This window comes from Priestia aryabhattai, from assembly GCF_023715685.1.
Classification (GTDB): Bacteria; Bacillota; Bacilli; order Bacillales; family Bacillaceae_H; genus Priestia; species Priestia aryabhattai_B.
Window position 1 is genome coordinate 267,521 of record NZ_JAMBOQ010000002.1, and the last position, 15,602, is coordinate 283,122.

The following is a 15,602-nucleotide window of genomic DNA, read 5'->3' on the forward strand; positions in this document are numbered from 1 at the left end:
TTTAGAGGGGGACCTTTCATGGATAACAATCCAAAAAAGACGTTTACACCGGTTAAAGTATATCAACCTTTCCATAGTATCTATGATCCTTGCCGACCAATAGGAGTTAAATATTATTCTACACCGCCTCAATTATACATGGGATTTCAGCCGCCTAATATGCAGCAGTTTTCGCCTAAAGAAGCGTTAATAAAGGGAACGCTGTGGCCGGCTTTTTGGGACTACTATGAAAATCCATACAAAGATAAGAAGAGGGATGAAGAATGAAAAAACTACCTCCAGAGTACTATCAGGATTTAGAAGAAATACAGGCAATTGATTTTGCGCTAGTAGAATTAACGCTGTATTTAGATACTCATTCAGATGACCAGCAGGCTATGCAGCAGTTTAATGAATACGCGCAGCAGGCTATGCAGTTAAAAAGAAACTTCGAGACAAAGTACGGGCCGCTTCAGCAGTACGGAAACAGTTATACCGACGGGAAATGGAGCTGGGGAACAAGCCCTTGGCCATGGCAAATATAAGCAGATAAAGGCGGGAACTATATGTGGGTGTATGAGAAAAAGTTGCAGTATCCAGTTAAAGTGAGTACGTGTAATCCAACGCTTGCCAAATATTTAATGGAACAGTACGGAGGAGCTGACGGAGAGCTTGCAGCAGCGTTGCGTTATTTGAATCAGCGCTATACGATTCCGGATAAAGTTGTTGGATTACTAAACGATATTGGTACAGAAGAGTTTGCTCATCTTGAAATGATTGCTACGATGATTTATAAGCTAACAAAAGATGCAACGCCGGAGCAGCTGAAGGCAGCTGGATTAGCAGAGCACTATGTGAACCATGATAGTGCACTTTATTACAATAACGCTGCTGGCGTTCCGTTTACAGCTACTTATATACAGGCAAAAGGAGATCCGATTGCAGATCTTTATGAAGACATAGCTGCAGAAGAAAAAGCAAGAGCTACATATCAATGGTTAATTGATATATCAGATGATCCTGATCTGAACGACAGCTTAAGATTTTTACGAGAAAGAGAGATTGTTCACTCACAGCGGTTCCGTGAGGCGGTTGAGATTTTAAAAGATGACAGAGACAGGAAGAAAATCTTTTAACTAGCAAGAGGAACATCCCCCTTAGTAAATGAAAGGCGGGATGTTTTTTATTTTGGCTACGTTGATTATACGCTAGAACTGCAGTGTCCAGAAACAACCTTTAATGTTCCTTCAACATTTTTCCAAACTCGTGTATAGCAGTATTCTCCTCCAATGGCTTCACCGGTTGCCAGCGACCCATTTAACGCTACTTTTGTAACTGTAACGGCAAGGTCTTGAAACAGTTTAATTTCTTGTTCTAAAACTTCGATGCCCTCTATATCAAGACTTTTTGAACGATGAGCATTTATATCTTCCTCTTTTGACAACCATTGCCCAAGGTGATTCACAAAAATAAGCTCATCTGAAAGCAATTCTTCTAACAGCTCTACGTTACTAGAAAGCATGGCTGAACGAAGCATTTCTTCATATTCTATAACTCTTGCTTGATTCATCTTTTGTCCTCCTTTACGCCTTATGTAACACTTTTCTATTTCCGCTTTACTTTTTCTTTAAACTTAAAGCTAAATATCAAATTGTTAATTTATGATAATAGAGGGGATAAGTGGACTAATTTTCTGTAAGCACAAAAGATTCTGAAAGACTCTGTTAATTACCTTTAAATGGTATAAATTTAGAGTGAAAGAACCTTTTCTTTCCACTTTTTTAGTTATCTTTTTACTATTAAGAGACAGTTTTTTATACTTGTAATTGTAGCGGAATGAACGTTCATTCCGTTTTCGAAAAGAGGTGATAAAGTGGAATCTACTCCAACAAAACAAAAAGCGATTTTTTCTGCTTCGCTTCTGCTGTTTGCAGAAAGAGGATTTGATGCAACAACGATGCCAATGATTGCAGAAAATGCCAAAGTAGGAGCAGGAACAATTTATCGCTACTTTAAAAATAAAGAAAGCCTTGTAAATGAATTATTTCAACAGCATGTAAATGAGTTTTTACAGTGCATTGAAAGCGGTCTGGCAAACGAAAGAGACGGATATCGAGATGGATTTCATCATATCTTTGAAGGGATGGTGACATTCACTAAAAATCATCCTCGCGCTCTTGGTTTTATCAAAACTCATAGCCAAGGAGCTTTTTTAACTGAAAAGAGCCGCTTAGCTTACCAAAAGCTAGTGGAATTTGTTTGCACGTTCTTTAGAGAAGGACAAAAGCAAGGCATTATTAGAAACCTTCCTGAAAATGCGCTAATTGCTATTTTATTTGGAAGTTTTATGGAAGTATACGAAATGATTGAAAATGACTATTTATCTTTAACTGAGGAACTTCTTGCCGGTGTAGAAGAGAGTCTGTGGGCAGCACTTAGCAGACAATCATGAAACTTAACAAGTGAAAGAGGGATATGATGACAATTAAAGAAATGCCTCAGCCAAAAACTTTTGGGGATCTTAAAAACTTACCGTTATTAAACACAGATAAACCGATTCAAGCGCTCATGAATATTTCAAAAGAGCTCGGAGAAATTTTTAAGTTTGAAGCACCTGGCCGCGTGACGCGCTACTTATCGAGTCAGCGTCTAGTCAAAGAAGCATGCGATGAATCCCGCTTCGATAAAAACTTAAGTCAAGCGCTTAAATTTGTGCGTGATTTTGCAGGAGACGGTTTATTTACAAGCTGGACGCACGAAAAAAACTGGAAAAAAGCCCATAATATCTTGCTTCCAAGCTTCAGTCAGCAAGCAATGAAAGGCTATCATGCGATGATGGTAGATATCGCCGTGCAGCTTGTTCAAAAGTGGGAGCGTCTAAATGCAGATGAGCATATTGAAGTACCAGAAGATATGACGCGCTTAACGCTTGATACAATCGGTCTTTGCGGTTTCAATTATCGCTTTAACAGCTTTTATCGAGATCAGCCTCATCCGTTTATTACAAGTATGGTCCGTGCACTAGATGAAGCGATGAATAAGCTGCAGCGAGCAAATCCAGATGACCCAGCTTATGATGAAAATAATCGCCAGTTTCAAGAAGACATTAAGGTGATGAACGATCTAGTAGATAAAATTATCGCAGATCGCAAAGCAAGCGGTGAACAAAGCGATGATTTATTAACACATATGCTAAATGGAAAAGACCCAGAAACAGGTGAACCGCTTGATGACGAGAATATTCGCTATCAAATTATTACTTTCTTAATTGCCGGACATGAAACAACAAGCGGTCTTTTATCATTTGCGCTGTATTTCTTAGTCAAAAATCCACACGTCTTACAAAAAGCAGCAGAAGAAGCAGAACGAGTTCTTGTAGATCCCGTTCCAAGCTACAAACAAGTAAAGCAGCTCAAATATGTTGGGATGGTCTTGAACGAAGCGCTGCGCTTATGGCCAACGGCTCCTGCGTTCTCTCTATATGCAAAAGAGGATACGCTGCTTGGAGGAGAATATCCTTTAGAAAAAGGTGATGAACTGATGGTCCTTATTCCTCAGCTTCATCGTGATAAAACAATTTGGGGAGAAGATGTGGAAGAGTTCCACCCAGAGCGTTTTGAAAATCCAAGCGCGATTCCGCAGCATGCGTTCAAACCGTTTGGAAACGGTCAGCGAGCGTGTATTGGTCAGCAGTTCGCTCTTCATGAAGCAACGCTTGTACTTGGTATGATGCTAAAACACTTTGATTTTGAAGATCATACAAACTACGAGCTAGATATTAAAGAAACCTTAACGTTAAAACCTGAAGGATTTGTTGTAAAAGCAAAATCGAAACAAATTCCGCTTGGCGGCATTCCTTCACCAAGCCGAGAGCAGTCAGCTAAAAAAGAGCGCAAAACCGTAGAAAACGCTCATAATACGCCGCTGCTTGTGCTATACGGTTCGAACATGGGAACGGCTGAAGGAACGGCGCGTGATTTAGCGGATATTGCGATGAGCAAAGGCTTTGCACCGCAAGTCGCAACGCTTGATTCCCACGCAGGAAATCTTCCGAGTGAAGGAGCTGTTTTAATTGTAACGGCTTCTTATAACGGACATCCACCTGACAACGCAAAACAATTTGTCGACTGGTTAGACCAAGCGTCTGCTGATGAAGTAAAAGGTGTTCGCTACTCCGTATTTGGATGCGGAGATAAAAACTGGGCTACAACGTATCAAAAAGTGCCTGCTTTTATCGATGAAACGCTTGCCGCTAAAGGGGCAGAAAACATAGCTGAACGCGGTGAAGCAGATGCAAGCGACGACTTTGAAGGAACCTATGAAGAATGGCGTGAACACATGTGGAGTGACTTAGCAGCCTACTTTAATCTCGACATTGAAAACAGTGAAGATCATGCGTCTACGCTTTCACTTCAATTTGTCGACAGCGCTGAGGACATGCCGCTTGCGAAAATGCACGGTGCGTTTTCAGCGAACGTTGTAGGAAGCAAAGAACTTCAACAACCAGGCAGTGCACGAAGCACGCGTCATCTTGAAATTGAACTTCCAAAAGAAGTTTCTTATCAAGAAGGAGATCATTTAGGCGTTATTCCACGCAACTATGAAGGAATAGTAAGTCGTGTAACAACAAGGTTCGGTCTAGATTTATCACAGCAAATCCGTCTGGAAGCAGAAGAAGAAAAATTAGCTCATTTACCACTCGGTAAAACAGTATCAGTAGAAGAGCTTCTACAATACGTGGAGCTTCAAGATCCTGTTACGCGCACGCAGCTTCGCGCAATGGCTGCTAAAACAGTCTGCCCGCCGCATAAAGTGGAGCTTGAAGCCTTGCTTGAAAAGCAAGCGTATAAAGAACAAGTGCTAACAAAACGCTTAACGATGCTTGAACTGCTTGAAAAATATCCGGCGTGTGAAATGGAGTTCAGCGAATTTATCGCACTTCTTCCAAGCATACGTCCGCGCTATTACTCAATTTCTTCATCACCGCGTGTCGATGAAAAACAAGCAAGCATCACGGTCAGCGTTGTTTCAGGAGAAGCGTGGAGCGGATATGGAGAGTACAAAGGAATTGCGTCGAACTATCTTGCCGAGCTGCAAGAAGGAGATACGATTACGTGCTTTATTTCCACACCGCAGTCAGGCTTTACGCTACCTAAAGACCCTGCAACACCACTTATCATGGTCGGACCGGGAACAGGCGTTGCGCCGTTTAGAGGCTTTGTGCAGGCTCGCAAGCAGCTAAAAGAACAGGGAGAGTTGCTTGGAGAAGCGCATTTATACTTTGGCTGCCGTTCCCCTCATGAAGACTATCTTTATCAAGAAGAGCTTGAAAACGCACAAAATGAAGGCATCATTACGCTTCATACCGCTTTTTCTCGCGTACCAAATCAGCCGAAAACATACGTTCAGCACGTTATGGAACAAGACGGTAAGAAATTGATTGAACTTCTTGATCAAGGAGCCCACTTCTATATTTGCGGAGACGGAAGCCAAATGGCACCTGACGTTGAAGCTACGCTTATTAAAAGCTACGCTGAAGTTCATGAAGTGAGTGAAGCAGACGCTCGCTTATGGCTGCAGCAGTTAGAAGAAAAGAGCCGATACGCAAAAGACGTGTGGGCTGGATAAATTAAAAAGAGGCTAGGACAAAAGTAGTTTAGTTGGTTGAAGAAAGATCCGAGCGATGAATCGTTCGGATTTTTTATAGTTAGGGTGAAGATGCATTTATTCTATTTAGTGGCTTCTAGCTGTTGATTGGAGGGCAAGGCGAAGACTCCTGCGGGAAAAGCGGAACAGATGAGACCCCGCAGGAGCGTAAGCGACGAGGAGGCTCATCGGCCGCCCGCGGAAAGCGAAGTCTTGCACGGAAATCAACAGCGGTGTCACAAGCCATTCATATGAGCTCCTTTATTCCATTTGTTCGTCTTTAGATTGAATTGATTTCGTTATGTCTTAACCTCTTTTTTATAGCGCCTTAGCGTTTCTTCTGCGTGATAGCAGAGCTTTTCAATTAGTTCCATAGGTTCTTCAATAAGAGCATGAGCACCTAGGGTATAGAAGAAAGAAGCCATGTAGTTTAGTTCATTTCCATCAGTTATCGTATCAATATAGCCACCGCCATCATGCGTTATCCTCACATGATTTTCAAGCCACGGAACTCCTTTACACTGACGAACGCCTTCGTGCGTCAAGGTTACTTTTAACGAAATAGGCTGTGTATTTACGGGTTCTGTTTCAAGCCATTTCTTTAACGTAAGAGACATATTTTCGTCTTTTTCTAAAATTTTTAACGAGTGAATACGATCCGCTCGAAACAATAACACTTTTTGTTTATCGTAGGAATAAGCGGGGCAGTACCACAAACCGTTATGAGCATAAATGCCAAGAGGCTTGACTTGTTTTCTTGTTTGACCCGTCTTTGAATCATAAAGAAATTCAATATATTTTCCTGCAAGGCTCGCTTCTAACAGCTCTTTTAAATAAGGGGTGTCTAGATTTCTTTCAGGATTCCAAAACGCAATATAAGCACTCATTTTATCTACTTTCTTCTTTGTTTCTTCAGACAAGTATACATAAAATTTTTGAAGAGCCGCATGAATTTCTGCATCAAATGGAAGGTCATGATAATACTGCAGGGCTTGATAAGCAAAAAAGATAGAAATGGCTTCTTCTTCCGTAAATAAAATAGGAGGGAGAATACGATTTTTTAACACTTTGTATCCGCCACTCCGTCCTTTTTCACCGTACAGAGGCAGCCCTAATTCACTTAAGTCCAGCAAATAGCGCTGAACGGTCCGCACGGAAAGACCAAATTCCTCTGCTAGTTCTTTTGCCGTAAACGTTCTTTTTGTATTAATAAACATGAGCATATCAACCAGTCGTCTAGACTTAGCCATTTATTTTCACCTTTTTCTTTTAATATGACAAAAAGTGTCGTATTAAGATGATATCATACAGAAACAGTAAAATTGAAAGGAGAAAAAGTAATGAAGAAAAAAATCGTCGTATATATTGCCGCAAGCTTAGATGGGTATATTGCAAGAGAAAACGGAGAGAGTGACTGGCTAGAAAGCGTAGAAGGAGAGGGAGACAACGGCTATGAAGCGTTTTATCAAACGTGTGATGCGGTCGTTATGGGAAAGGCTACGTACGACCACGTGCTGAAGCTCACATCAGATTTTCCTTATCACGATAAAAAGTGCTACGTGTTTAGCCGCTCTGCTCAAGGAAAAAATCAATATGTAGAGTTTGTAAACGAAAGCGTGACGTCATTTCTCAACAACGTCAACCAAGACAATAAAAAAATATGGCTAGTAGGAGGCGCTGATATTCTCGCTGATTTCTTAAAAGCAGAGAGGGTGGATGAATTTATCATATCGGTCATTCCCGTTTTGCTTGGGGCTGGTATTCCGCTATTTAAACAAGGGATTCCAGAAATGAACTTGAAGCTAACTCATATGAAGCAGTACGGGCAAATTGCTCAGCTGTATTATGAAAAAGGATAAGCTCTTTATAATAGAGACTCTTTCTGTAATGTCAGTGTGTGAATCATGTATTTAACATCCAGCCATTGTTATTTTAGGGACAGTGACATCAAGACAGTCTTTTTTTCATAGTATATTTTTGGGGTGAAAAAATGCCAAGAGTAAATTATCGAGATTCAGACGTTGCTTTAATGGCAAGGATGATGAGAGCAGAAGCTGAAGGCGAAGGAAAACAAGGGATGCTGTATGTTGGAAATGTCATTGTAAATCGTCTTAAAGCAAACTGTTTAGATTTCAAAAATTTAAGATCAGTTCCGCAAGTTATTTATCAAGTGCAGGGAGGCAACTATTCGTTTGAAGCTGTTCAAAAAGGAAACGTATTTTATCAAAGAGCAAGAGGTGTTGAAAAAAGGTTAGCCAAAAAGAATTTGGATTATTGGAGAGAGCACCCGGGGAAATATGCCTTGTGGTACTTTAATCCATCCGCTCCATGCCCTCCAAGCTGGTACGGTCAACCGGCTTCTGGTCAATACAAAAATCACTGTTACTATGAGCCAAAACCCGGAACATGCGCTAGCGTTTATAACGGGTAGATAGCCTAGGAGATATGCTGCATTCTGAAGGTCTGGCCTCAAATCAAACCCTTTAGCTGTAGGTAATAAGGTAGTCGTTCTTCATATAATAAGAGAAAGCCCTCTTTTAATAAAGGGGGCTTTTGTTAGTTGGGCATTCATTATTTTGCTTCAAACTCTATGTTTTCACCGGCATCGAATTCCTCTTGCTCCTTCGTTTTTGTATCCTTTAATACCCACGACGTTTTTACCTTACCTGTTGCCAAAATTTCTTTAATTTGCTTATCGTTTAAGCCGTTCGTGTAAAGTACAAATTCCCTCGTATAGATATTTTTATTTTCTTGCTCTTCATCTGCACCGCTGCCAAACCAATATCTTATTTGCTGATCGTCTTTAATGTTATTAAAAGCTTCTCTATAGTGAGGTAGCTTAACTTGAATATATGACAGGTAATCCGTCCCGCGTAACGTAAGAATCATACGCACGTTGCGAAAATCTTCTTTAGAAGCGCTTGTTAACTCTGATGTTTCAACTTCACTAAATTCTTTTTTCGTCAGCGGTTTAACTGTAGTAGAAACAGAAACTTCCGGCTCTGATTCGTTTGTCACAACGTCTTCAGTACTGCAGGCACTTAACATGAACACCGTTAAAAGAGCACAAACTGCCCTTATTGCTTTTTTCTTCATGCTCATTCTCCCTTGTAATTAATAGATAATCGTACCCATTCGCCATGTTAAATGTAATTACCTCCATTTGTCTTAATGTTATGATCAACAAAAAAAGTATAACACATCATTATATTCCAGTATTTGTATGTTTGTCTTAAAATTAAAAAGAGAAATGCCGGTGCATTTCTCTTTTTGTTCTATGAATCTGGATTAAGCGAAGTATGCGTGTATTCCGGCATACGTTCTTCTTTTTCTGTTAGTTGAGTATCCGGGCTTTGCTGCTCTTGTGAGACAGGAGACAGCGTGGATTTTTGTTCATGATTCATGTTTGTTATTCCTCCTTATATGAAGTGAGATGTTAATCAAGCTTATACGTTTGTTAATCTTAATGTGCGTGATGTTGTAAAAAATATACAAATAAAAGGCGTATAAATTTAAAAATAGTATAAAATACCATGATTATTTTTGTTTTAATACGGGTAGAGTTAAGTACATTACTTTTATCCATTGATGAATGAAAACACATACATAAAAAACAAAAGGAGTGGAGAAAGATGAGAAAAGAAGAGCAGCCGGTATTATCTGATTTTATTGAAAAGGACCAATTTGAGTTAAATTCATATTTAACCTCTTTACTTGAAATGACAAATGAAAAGAAAAACAGTTGATGAGCTGAGGGTGTACAGAGCTACTTTCCATGTGGAAAGTAGTTTTTTTGATCTGTGAACTTAATATGCTGATTGGACAAAGAGGTGAGAAAGATGAATGAAAGAGACGTAGTTTCGAGAAGTATTTTAACAAAAGCAACCGGCTTTTTGGCATCGGGTTATACTCATAGTTTAAATCCGTATGCCGGATGCGCATTTTCCTGCAAATTTTGCTACGTGCGAGAGCTGCCGATTCAGCGTTTTAAAGAGATGGAGTGGGGGACATGGCTGGAGCTAAAAGTCAACGCAGCTGAAGTCTACCAAAAAGAAATACAAAAACTTCGAATAAAAAAGCAGCCGGTGCGCATCTTTATGTCTTCAGCGACAGATCCATATCAGCCGGTTGAGCGAAAAGCAGGCATCACCCGCGCCCTTTTAGAAATGATGCTCGATCATCCGCCTGATTTTTTATTGATTCAAACAAGGTCGCCGCTTGTGACAAGGGATATTGATTTGCTTTTAGAACTTCAAAAAGTATGTGATCTTCGCGTATCAATGACTGTTGAAACAGACCGAGAAGATGTAAAACAGATTTTTTCTCCTTATGCTCCGGGGATAAAACTTCGTATGGACGCGTTAAAACAAGTAAAAGAAAGCGGAATTTCAACGCAAGTAACGATTGCTCCTATGCTTCCTTTCACGCCTGAATTTCCTGAAAAAATAAAAGGAATGATGGACCGGATTTGCATTGACACGTTGTACTTAGGAGACGGTTCCTTAGGTAAAACGTCTAAAAGGCTAGGGATGCCGGAACTATTTGAGCAGCACGGTTTCCTAGACTGGTATGACAAAGACATTCATATCAAAGCCATTCGTTATTTTGAAAAATTTTATCCTTCTTCAATGATTTATCTTTCTCAAGAGGGATTTGCCCCGTGAAAAAAGAAGGGCCAGTGGAGCCCTTCTTTTTACATATTAGTTTTTATACGTATCAAACATGTTTGTATCGTCAGGTACATTTTCTAAATAGCTAATTTTTCCGTTGTCGTCTAGCTTAGCAATATCTTTTCCCGTTTGAGTAAATACGCTGCCAGATGCACGTTTTCCGCATACTGCCCAAGGCGTTTCAAACATAGCTGTACCTTCAACTGCTTTCCAGCCTTCGAACATATGCTTAATATCAGCATTTTCTTTAAAAACCATTTTCACAAACAGCTTCCAGTTTTCAATGCCTTGCTTTTCGTGGCCGTTTAAGACAAATACGATATCGTCTGAAAAAAGGCTGACTAATTCTTCAAATGCTTGTTCGCTTGTACGTGATTGATCGAATAAATCAAAATATCTATTTAAGTTTTCCATGATGATCTCCTTTGTGTACTACAGCACCATTTTTTCTTCTACTGTTGCTTTTAGCATGTCCAGGTTTTCTTTCGGACATTTTTTGTGAATTTCATTTGTGAGCATGGCAATAGTTTGCCGTTTTAAAATGGACTGCCATGAAGATTCGGCTTCTTCCATTAAATCCGATAATAAGCAAATATCTTTGTCTTTTAAGTTAAGCATATCGTGAAAAATACCGCTTGATGAATAAAGAGACTGCTTGCCTTCGATTGCTACGTATACGTCATAAATGCGGATTTCTTCCGGTGTTTTCTTTAAGCGAAATCCACCTTTGCTCCCAGGAACTGAAGCAAGTAAATCAGCGCTAACCAGCTTGCGAAGAAGCTTTTGAAAATACGTAGGCGACCCTCCAAGCTGAGTGCTGATGACATCTCCTGGCAACACAGCTTTTTCAGGTAAAAACGTAAGCAGTAAAATGGCATACACCGATTGCTCAACGCCTGTTTTCATATGCAAAAACATCATCTCCTGCTATATGTGTACAACGTGGATAATGTTTGTCCGCGTTTTGGGTATCATACCGCTTATGAATCAAAAAGTAAAGCAGTTACTTAATATGCACGTGATATTCGTGTATACTGTGAAAGAAACAGCAACAAAATACGGAGATGAGAGAATGACAACTATTGCAGATATCGCTCGGCTTGCAGGAGTAGCAAAAAGCACTGTATCCCGCTACCTTAACGGAGGGTCTGTGAGCGATGCGACGAAACGAAAAATCGAAGGGATTATTAAAGAAACAAACTATAGCCCAAATGCTTTTGCTCAAAGCTTAAAAGCAAAAAAAACAAATATCATCGGTGTAATTGTTCCGCGCATGGGTTCTTTTGCGACTTCCCGCACATTAGATGGTATTGACCAAGAACTTAGAGACCACCACTATCAAATGATTGTTTCAAATTCTAATCAAGATTTAGAAAGAGAAATCGAAAATATCTATACGCTGGCTAAGCAGAAGGTAGCTGGTATTATCCTGCTTGCCGTTCAAATCACAAAAGCTCATTTAGAAGCGTTCCGCACAATTTCAATTCCTGTTTTGCTAATTGGACAGCAGCATGAAGAAGTCCACAGTTTAATTCACCAAGACTACGAGGCTGCATGTGACATTGGTAGGTACATAGGGGAAAAAGGGCATAAAAAAATCGCTTTTTTAGGCGTAACAGAAAAAGACATAGCTGTAGGTGTAAAGAGAAAAGAAGGCTTAAAGCAAGGTCTTAAAGACAGTGATTGTGAAATCCGCTGTTATCAAACAAGCTTTAACATGAGCGATGCAATCGGAGCGGCTACGGCTGTGATAAAAGAATTTAATCCGTCCATTATTGTATGTGCGACCGATAACATTGCGCTCGGCACGTTAAAGGCAGCTTATTTGAACGGGCAGCGCGTTCCTGAAGATGTATCGATTACCGGCTTTGGAGGCTATGAAATTACAGGGGTGATTCATCCAAGCTTAACGACTGTGAACTATTACTATAAAGAAGCGGGACAAATGGGAGCGCAGCGAATCATTAAGCTAGTCAACGGAGAACAAGTTGAGAAACTTACGCTTTCTAACTATGAATTGATTGAAAGAGAAAGCGTGGACCATCGCTTTACATAAAAAACGGTTTTTAACTACATCAAAGAAGGAGGTGACTATAGTCACCTCCTTCTTTGATTAATGCTTAACGACTTTTGTTGTAGCTCCGCTGCTAACATTGCCCGCACCGTCTTTGGCCGTGACGGTAAGAGTAGTGCTTTTTTTTGCGCTGGTATTTTTACAGAGTACGTTCCTTTAGAAGAAGCGTTGGCAGATCCGAGCGTTTTGCTGTCATTCATTTTTCGACATCATTTCTAGAAAAGCGACAGTAATTTCACTGCAGTGAGAGTGAACAAAAAAACGATTGACAGAATGTAGGAGGTGCTATAGTATAAGTGGTGTAGATAAAAACAAATAATTGAACGTATCTCCTAAAGGGGAGTAGCTTTAACAGCAAAGTCGTCATTACAGAGATTATCTCTCGGCTTTGTTGGCGACATTATGTTGTTAGCAAGACCTTTACCGCTTATTTGGTAAGGGTCTTTTTTGTATTCAATTATAAAAAAGGAGGAAAAGACTCGGACATTTAGAGGAGAAACGTTACATAAAAAAAGAAAGTGGAGGTAACTATGGAGGAACTAATTGGCGTATCAGTGCAAGGTTTGCTGCAAATTATTTTTCTTGATTTAATTTTAAGCGGTGATAACGCGATTGTCATTGCAATGGCGGCTCGTAACGTACCAAAAGATTTACAAAAAAGAGCGATTTTAATTGGAACAGGCGGCGCGATTGGTCTTCGATTATTATTTGCGGCTATTATTGTTCCTTTATTAAAAATCCCATTAATCGGAGCGGTCGGCGGTTTGATGCTAGTATGGATTGCATATAAATTATTAGCGGATAATCATAATCACGGTGATAATCCTCAAGGCGGAGCAACGGTATGGGGCGCGGTTAAAACCATCATCATTGCAGATGCGGTCATGTCATTAGACAACGTATTAGCTTTAGCAGGTGTAGCTCACGAATTTGTCCCAATTATGATTGGTGTATTAATTTCAATTCCGATTATTATTTGGGGAAGCAGTTTTATTATGAAAGCAATGGAAAAATTTCCGATTATCATTTATGCTGGAGCAGCGATGCTCGCATGGTCTGCAGGAAAAATGATTGTTGAAGATAAGATTATCGGCGGATTTGTTCCAAGTACAGCTTTACACCTCGCTGTTCAAATTATCTTAACTGTTGCTGTTGTAGGCATTGGGTACATGAAAAACAAAAAAATGAAAAAAGAACAAGCGCACGCAGCTTAATAAAAAAAGAACGTACGAATCATCCGTACGTTCTTTTTTATTATCTATTTTATGATTCGGGATAGTGCATAAGCAGAAAAAAGCTTGCTTCTTTTTCTTCAGAAGAATTTATATAGCTATGAGAGGTATTTCCTGAAAAATGCAGAGCGTCTCCTGAGACTAATTCATGTTCTTCGCTTTCAAAACGAACCGTTAATTCTCCTTCTTTAATAAGCAAGTATTCATCTCCTAAATGAGTTTTCGCTTCATGCACGCATCCAGGCTTTAATGTGACGATGTAAATTTCAAACTTTTTTTCTGGGTGATAAGGAAAAAAAGAATAAACTAAGTAATCACCTTTGTTGTCCGTGATGGGATCTAGCTGTTTTATGCTTACTTTCTGTACATCCGGGGTGTCTTCTTTCATAAATACAGAAAAAGAGACTTGAAGACCGTTGGCGATTTTCCAAAGCGTAGTAACCGTCGGGCTGGATTTACCTTTTTCAATTTGTGCAAGCATTGCTTTACTAACACCCGTTAATTCGGAAACTTGATCAAGCGTCAAATTTCGATTTTTTCGTAATTTAACAAGATTTTTAGCAATAATATCTTGGATTGCGTCCATTGTTGTTCTCCTTTAACTATTATAAAGATAGTATAACATACCGTTGTTTAATATAACGTATAGATGTATAATATAGCAGAAAAGGAGGGAGTACGGTGATCGCAGAAAAAGCAGTACAGCAAAGAGAAAAAATGGATTTAACGTTCAGACAAGGGGCTAAGGATTGTATCCCCACGCTATTAGGTTACATAAGTATAGGTCTTGCCGCCGGTATTGTCGGAGTGTCTTCACATCTTTCCGTTATGGAAGTTGCTTTATTATCGGCGCTCGTGTATGCCGGGGCTGCTCAGTTTATTATTTGTGCGCTGATGGTTGCTAACAGCTCAATTTCAGCTATTATTCTTACAACATTCATTGTTAACTTACGACATTTTCTTTTGAGTGCTACGGTCGCGCCTAAATTTACAAAATATTCATTATTAAAAAATGTTGGAATTGGAGCGCTTCTGACAGATGAATCATTTGGGGTGTCTTCAAGTAAAATTGCAAAAGGCGAGCCAATTAATGACCGCTGGATGAACGGATTAAATGTAACAGCTTACGTCAGCTGGATTATCGCCTGTACGGTAGGAGCTATTTTTGGCCATTTGCTATCAAATCCAGAAGCCTTTGGATTTGATTTTGCCTTGACAGCTATGTTTTTAGCTCTGCTTGTTTTACAAATCGAAAGCGTGTTACCTTCAAAGCTTAATCATTATTTACGTTTAATCCTTTATATGGCGATTCTTATGATTGTGCTGTCTTTTTTGGTGCCTTCACATGTGGCTGTATTGATTTCAACGATTATTGTAGCGACAATTGGGGTGGTGACGGATAAATGAGTATCCACTACCCAACACTTATCATCATTTTAGGGTGTGCCCTTGTTACCGTAGTTCCTCGTATTGTTCCGTTTTTAGTTGTGCGTAACATCGCGCTGCCAGAACCGATACTAAAATGGTTATCTTACATTCCTATTTGTATTTTAACAGCACTTGTTGTAGAAAACTTTATCATTCAAACAAATGACAACGTAAAAGTTAATTGGCCCGTCATCATCGTAGTCATTCCAACTTTACTGATTGCGCTGAAAACAAAAAGTTTATCCATCACCGTTATTAGCGGAGTTGGAATGATGGCGCTGCTTCGTTTTTTTCTTTTGTCATGAAAGCTCAAGTTATGCTCTTGAGCTTTTTACTGTCTCCTTTACGTATGCTTTTTCATATAGTATGATAAGAGTGTAAATTAGAAGCCAATGAAAACAAAAATATAGATGAGGTGCTTTTATGAGCGGAGTAGTATCTAAATAGGAACAATTGAATGAAATAAATTGAATAAGTAAGGTGGGTATTTTTTGAAAATGAAGGTACCCTTTATTTGCTTATGGCTTTATTTCACTGCCTATGAAGATACCTACAATGCTTTATAAAGGGTTC

The 15,602-nt window shown here is 39.6% G+C and carries 21 protein-coding genes; 13 read left to right on the forward strand and 8 right to left on the reverse strand.

Annotation, left to right across the window (positions count from 1 at the left end):
- Positions 1–18: 18 nt before the first annotated feature.
- From M3225_RS08065 to cotJC, 3 genes are read left to right on the forward strand one after another with little or no spacing between them, the layout of a single operon-like run.
- Positions 19–267, forward strand: a complete 249-nt coding sequence (locus M3225_RS08065) for a spore coat associated protein CotJA (RefSeq protein WP_251392360.1) — start codon at positions 19–21, stop codon at positions 265–267.
- Positions 264–524, forward strand: a complete 261-nt coding sequence (locus M3225_RS08070) for a spore coat protein CotJB (RefSeq protein WP_251392363.1) — start codon at positions 264–266, stop codon at positions 522–524. Before M3225_RS08065 ends, M3225_RS08070 begins: the two co-directional genes overlap by 4 nt.
- A 21-nt stretch (positions 525–545) precedes the next feature.
- Positions 546–1,115 (forward strand): spore coat protein CotJC, encoded by a 570-nt coding sequence (cotJC, locus tag M3225_RS08075; protein WP_013083974.1) that lies wholly within the window; start codon positions 546–548, stop codon positions 1,113–1,115.
- A 65-nt stretch (positions 1,116–1,180) separates the two neighbouring features.
- Here cotJC and M3225_RS08080 read toward each other — a convergent pair whose 3' ends face one another.
- A complete protein-coding gene (locus M3225_RS08080) occupies positions 1,181–1,549 on the reverse strand; it encodes a nuclear transport factor 2 family protein (protein ID WP_251392365.1) in 369 nt (122 codons plus the stop codon).
- A gap of 303 nt (positions 1,550–1,852) precedes the next feature.
- On the opposite strand from M3225_RS08080, the gene M3225_RS08085 reads away from it, so the two are divergent.
- The 3 genes from M3225_RS08085 (at position 1,853) to M3225_RS08095 (ending at position 5,909) form a co-directional block, all read left to right on the forward strand.
- Positions 1,853–2,431, forward strand: coding sequence for a TetR/AcrR family transcriptional regulator (locus tag M3225_RS08085; RefSeq protein ID WP_251392368.1), 579 nt, complete (start codon positions 1,853–1,855; stop codon positions 2,429–2,431).
- A 26-nt stretch (positions 2,432–2,457) separates the two neighbouring features.
- Complete coding sequence (locus M3225_RS08090) at positions 2,458–5,607, forward strand: bifunctional cytochrome P450/NADPH--P450 reductase (protein ID WP_251392377.1); 3,150 nt, start codon at positions 2,458–2,460, stop codon at positions 5,605–5,607.
- 122 nt (positions 5,608–5,729) lie between these two features.
- Positions 5,730–5,909: a hypothetical protein gene (locus M3225_RS08095; protein ID WP_251392379.1), complete on the forward strand. Its 180-nt coding sequence runs from the start codon at positions 5,730–5,732 to the stop codon at positions 5,907–5,909.
- 15 nt (positions 5,910–5,924) lie between these two features.
- Here M3225_RS08095 and M3225_RS08100 read toward each other — a convergent pair whose 3' ends face one another.
- A complete protein-coding gene (locus M3225_RS08100; protein ID WP_251392381.1) occupies positions 5,925–6,875 on the reverse strand; it encodes a helix-turn-helix transcriptional regulator in 951 nt (316 codons plus the stop codon).
- Positions 6,876–6,965: 90 nt separating this feature from the next.
- On the opposite strand from M3225_RS08100, the gene M3225_RS08105 reads away from it, so the two are divergent.
- Both M3225_RS08105 and M3225_RS08110 read left to right on the forward strand, forming a co-directional pair.
- Positions 6,966–7,484: a dihydrofolate reductase family protein gene (locus M3225_RS08105; protein ID WP_251392383.1), complete on the forward strand. Its 519-nt coding sequence runs from the start codon at positions 6,966–6,968 to the stop codon at positions 7,482–7,484.
- Between the two features lie 131 nt (positions 7,485–7,615).
- Positions 7,616–8,056: a cell wall hydrolase gene (locus tag M3225_RS08110; RefSeq protein WP_251392393.1), complete on the forward strand. Its 441-nt coding sequence runs from the start codon at positions 7,616–7,618 to the stop codon at positions 8,054–8,056.
- A 140-nt stretch (positions 8,057–8,196) separates the two neighbouring features.
- On the opposite strand, the gene M3225_RS08115 is transcribed toward M3225_RS08110, so the two are convergent.
- Both M3225_RS08115 and M3225_RS29470 read right to left on the reverse strand, forming a co-directional pair.
- The gene (locus M3225_RS08115) at positions 8,197–8,721 is read right to left on the reverse strand and encodes a hypothetical protein (protein ID WP_251392395.1); all 525 of its coding nucleotides are present in this window, start codon (positions 8,719–8,721) and stop codon (positions 8,197–8,199) included.
- Between the two features lie 179 nt (positions 8,722–8,900).
- Entirely contained in the window at positions 8,901–9,029 is a 129-nt protein-coding gene (locus M3225_RS29470) for a hypothetical protein (protein ID WP_255219776.1), read from the reverse strand.
- Positions 9,030–9,464: 435 nt separating this feature from the next.
- On the opposite strand from M3225_RS29470, the gene M3225_RS08120 reads away from it, so the two are divergent.
- Positions 9,465–10,289 carry an SPL family radical SAM protein gene (locus M3225_RS08120; RefSeq protein WP_251392405.1) on the forward strand — a complete coding sequence of 275 codons (825 nt, stop codon included), beginning with the start codon at positions 9,465–9,467 and terminating at the stop codon, positions 10,287–10,289.
- A 36-nt stretch (positions 10,290–10,325) separates the two neighbouring features.
- On the opposite strand, the gene M3225_RS08125 is transcribed toward M3225_RS08120, so the two are convergent.
- Together M3225_RS08125 and M3225_RS08130 are read right to left on the reverse strand one after the other, a co-directional pair.
- Positions 10,326–10,709 (reverse strand): nuclear transport factor 2 family protein, encoded by a 384-nt coding sequence (locus M3225_RS08125; RefSeq protein ID WP_251392407.1) that lies wholly within the window; start codon positions 10,707–10,709, stop codon positions 10,326–10,328.
- Positions 10,710–10,727: 18 nt separating this feature from the next.
- Positions 10,728–11,207, reverse strand: coding sequence for an RrF2 family transcriptional regulator (locus M3225_RS08130; protein ID WP_251392408.1), 480 nt, complete (start codon positions 11,205–11,207; stop codon positions 10,728–10,730).
- Positions 11,208–11,367: 160 nt separating this feature from the next.
- Between M3225_RS08130 and M3225_RS08135 the strand changes: the two genes are divergently transcribed.
- Positions 11,368–12,351, forward strand: a complete 984-nt coding sequence (locus M3225_RS08135) for a LacI family DNA-binding transcriptional regulator (RefSeq protein WP_251392409.1) — start codon at positions 11,368–11,370, stop codon at positions 12,349–12,351.
- 41 nt (positions 12,352–12,392) lie between these two features.
- Here M3225_RS08135 and M3225_RS08140 read toward each other — a convergent pair whose 3' ends face one another.
- Positions 12,393–12,569 (reverse strand): hypothetical protein, encoded by a 177-nt coding sequence (locus M3225_RS08140; RefSeq protein ID WP_251392410.1) that lies wholly within the window; start codon positions 12,567–12,569, stop codon positions 12,393–12,395.
- Between the two features lie 330 nt (positions 12,570–12,899).
- Here M3225_RS08140 and M3225_RS08145 point away from each other — a divergent pair, with 330 nt between their 5' ends.
- Entirely contained in the window at positions 12,900–13,583 is a 684-nt protein-coding gene (locus tag M3225_RS08145; protein ID WP_251392411.1) for a TerC family protein, read from the forward strand.
- Between the two features lie 49 nt (positions 13,584–13,632).
- On the opposite strand, the gene M3225_RS08150 is transcribed toward M3225_RS08145, so the two are convergent.
- A complete protein-coding gene (locus M3225_RS08150) occupies positions 13,633–14,187 on the reverse strand; it encodes a helix-turn-helix domain-containing protein (protein ID WP_116076375.1) in 555 nt (184 codons plus the stop codon).
- Between the two features lie 95 nt (positions 14,188–14,282).
- Between M3225_RS08150 and M3225_RS08155 the strand changes: the two genes are divergently transcribed.
- Both M3225_RS08155 and M3225_RS08160 read left to right on the forward strand, forming a co-directional pair.
- Positions 14,283–15,008 (forward strand): AzlC family ABC transporter permease, encoded by a 726-nt coding sequence (locus M3225_RS08155; protein ID WP_251392412.1) that lies wholly within the window; start codon positions 14,283–14,285, stop codon positions 15,006–15,008.
- The gene (locus M3225_RS08160) at positions 15,005–15,334 is read left to right on the forward strand and encodes an AzlD domain-containing protein (protein ID WP_251392414.1); all 330 of its coding nucleotides are present in this window, start codon (positions 15,005–15,007) and stop codon (positions 15,332–15,334) included. Before M3225_RS08155 ends, M3225_RS08160 begins: the two co-directional genes overlap by 4 nt.
- The last annotated feature ends 268 nt before the right edge of the window (positions 15,335–15,602 follow it).

Bases quoted from the DNA above. Each gene is read 5' to 3' on its own strand.
- M3225_RS08090 (WP_251392377.1), top strand. From the start codon at position 2,458: ATGACAATTAAAGAAATGCCTCAGCCAAAAACTTTTGGGGATCTTAAA.
- M3225_RS08150 (WP_116076375.1), bottom strand. From the start codon at position 14,187: ATGGACGCAATCCAAGATATTATTGCTAAAAATCTTGTTAAATTACGA.
- M3225_RS08100 (WP_251392381.1), bottom strand. From the start codon at position 6,875: ATGGCTAAGTCTAGACGACTGGTTGATATGCTCATGTTTATTAATACA.
- M3225_RS08160 (WP_251392414.1), top strand. From the start codon at position 15,005: ATGAGTATCCACTACCCAACACTTATCATCATTTTAGGGTGTGCCCTT.
- M3225_RS29470 (WP_255219776.1), bottom strand. From the start codon at position 9,029: ATGAATCATGAACAAAAATCCACGCTGTCTCCTGTCTCACAAGAGCAG.
- M3225_RS08120 (WP_251392405.1), top strand. From the start codon at position 9,465: ATGAATGAAAGAGACGTAGTTTCGAGAAGTATTTTAACAAAAGCAACC.
- cotJC (WP_013083974.1), top strand. From the start codon at position 546: ATGTGGGTGTATGAGAAAAAGTTGCAGTATCCAGTTAAAGTGAGTACG.
- M3225_RS08110 (WP_251392393.1), top strand. From the start codon at position 7,616: ATGCCAAGAGTAAATTATCGAGATTCAGACGTTGCTTTAATGGCAAGG.
- M3225_RS08125 (WP_251392407.1), bottom strand. From the start codon at position 10,709: ATGGAAAACTTAAATAGATATTTTGATTTATTCGATCAATCACGTACA.
- M3225_RS08065 (WP_251392360.1), top strand. From the start codon at position 19: ATGGATAACAATCCAAAAAAGACGTTTACACCGGTTAAAGTATATCAA.
- M3225_RS08140 (WP_251392410.1), bottom strand. From the start codon at position 12,569: ATGAATGACAGCAAAACGCTCGGATCTGCCAACGCTTCTTCTAAAGGA.
- M3225_RS08145 (WP_251392411.1), top strand. From the start codon at position 12,900: ATGGAGGAACTAATTGGCGTATCAGTGCAAGGTTTGCTGCAAATTATT.
- M3225_RS08080 (WP_251392365.1), bottom strand. From the start codon at position 1,549: ATGAATCAAGCAAGAGTTATAGAATATGAAGAAATGCTTCGTTCAGCC.
- M3225_RS08115 (WP_251392395.1), bottom strand. From the start codon at position 8,721: ATGAAGAAAAAAGCAATAAGGGCAGTTTGTGCTCTTTTAACGGTGTTC.
- M3225_RS08105 (WP_251392383.1), top strand. From the start codon at position 6,966: ATGAAGAAAAAAATCGTCGTATATATTGCCGCAAGCTTAGATGGGTAT.
- M3225_RS08135 (WP_251392409.1), top strand. From the start codon at position 11,368: ATGACAACTATTGCAGATATCGCTCGGCTTGCAGGAGTAGCAAAAAGC.
- M3225_RS08070 (WP_251392363.1), top strand. From the start codon at position 264: ATGAAAAAACTACCTCCAGAGTACTATCAGGATTTAGAAGAAATACAG.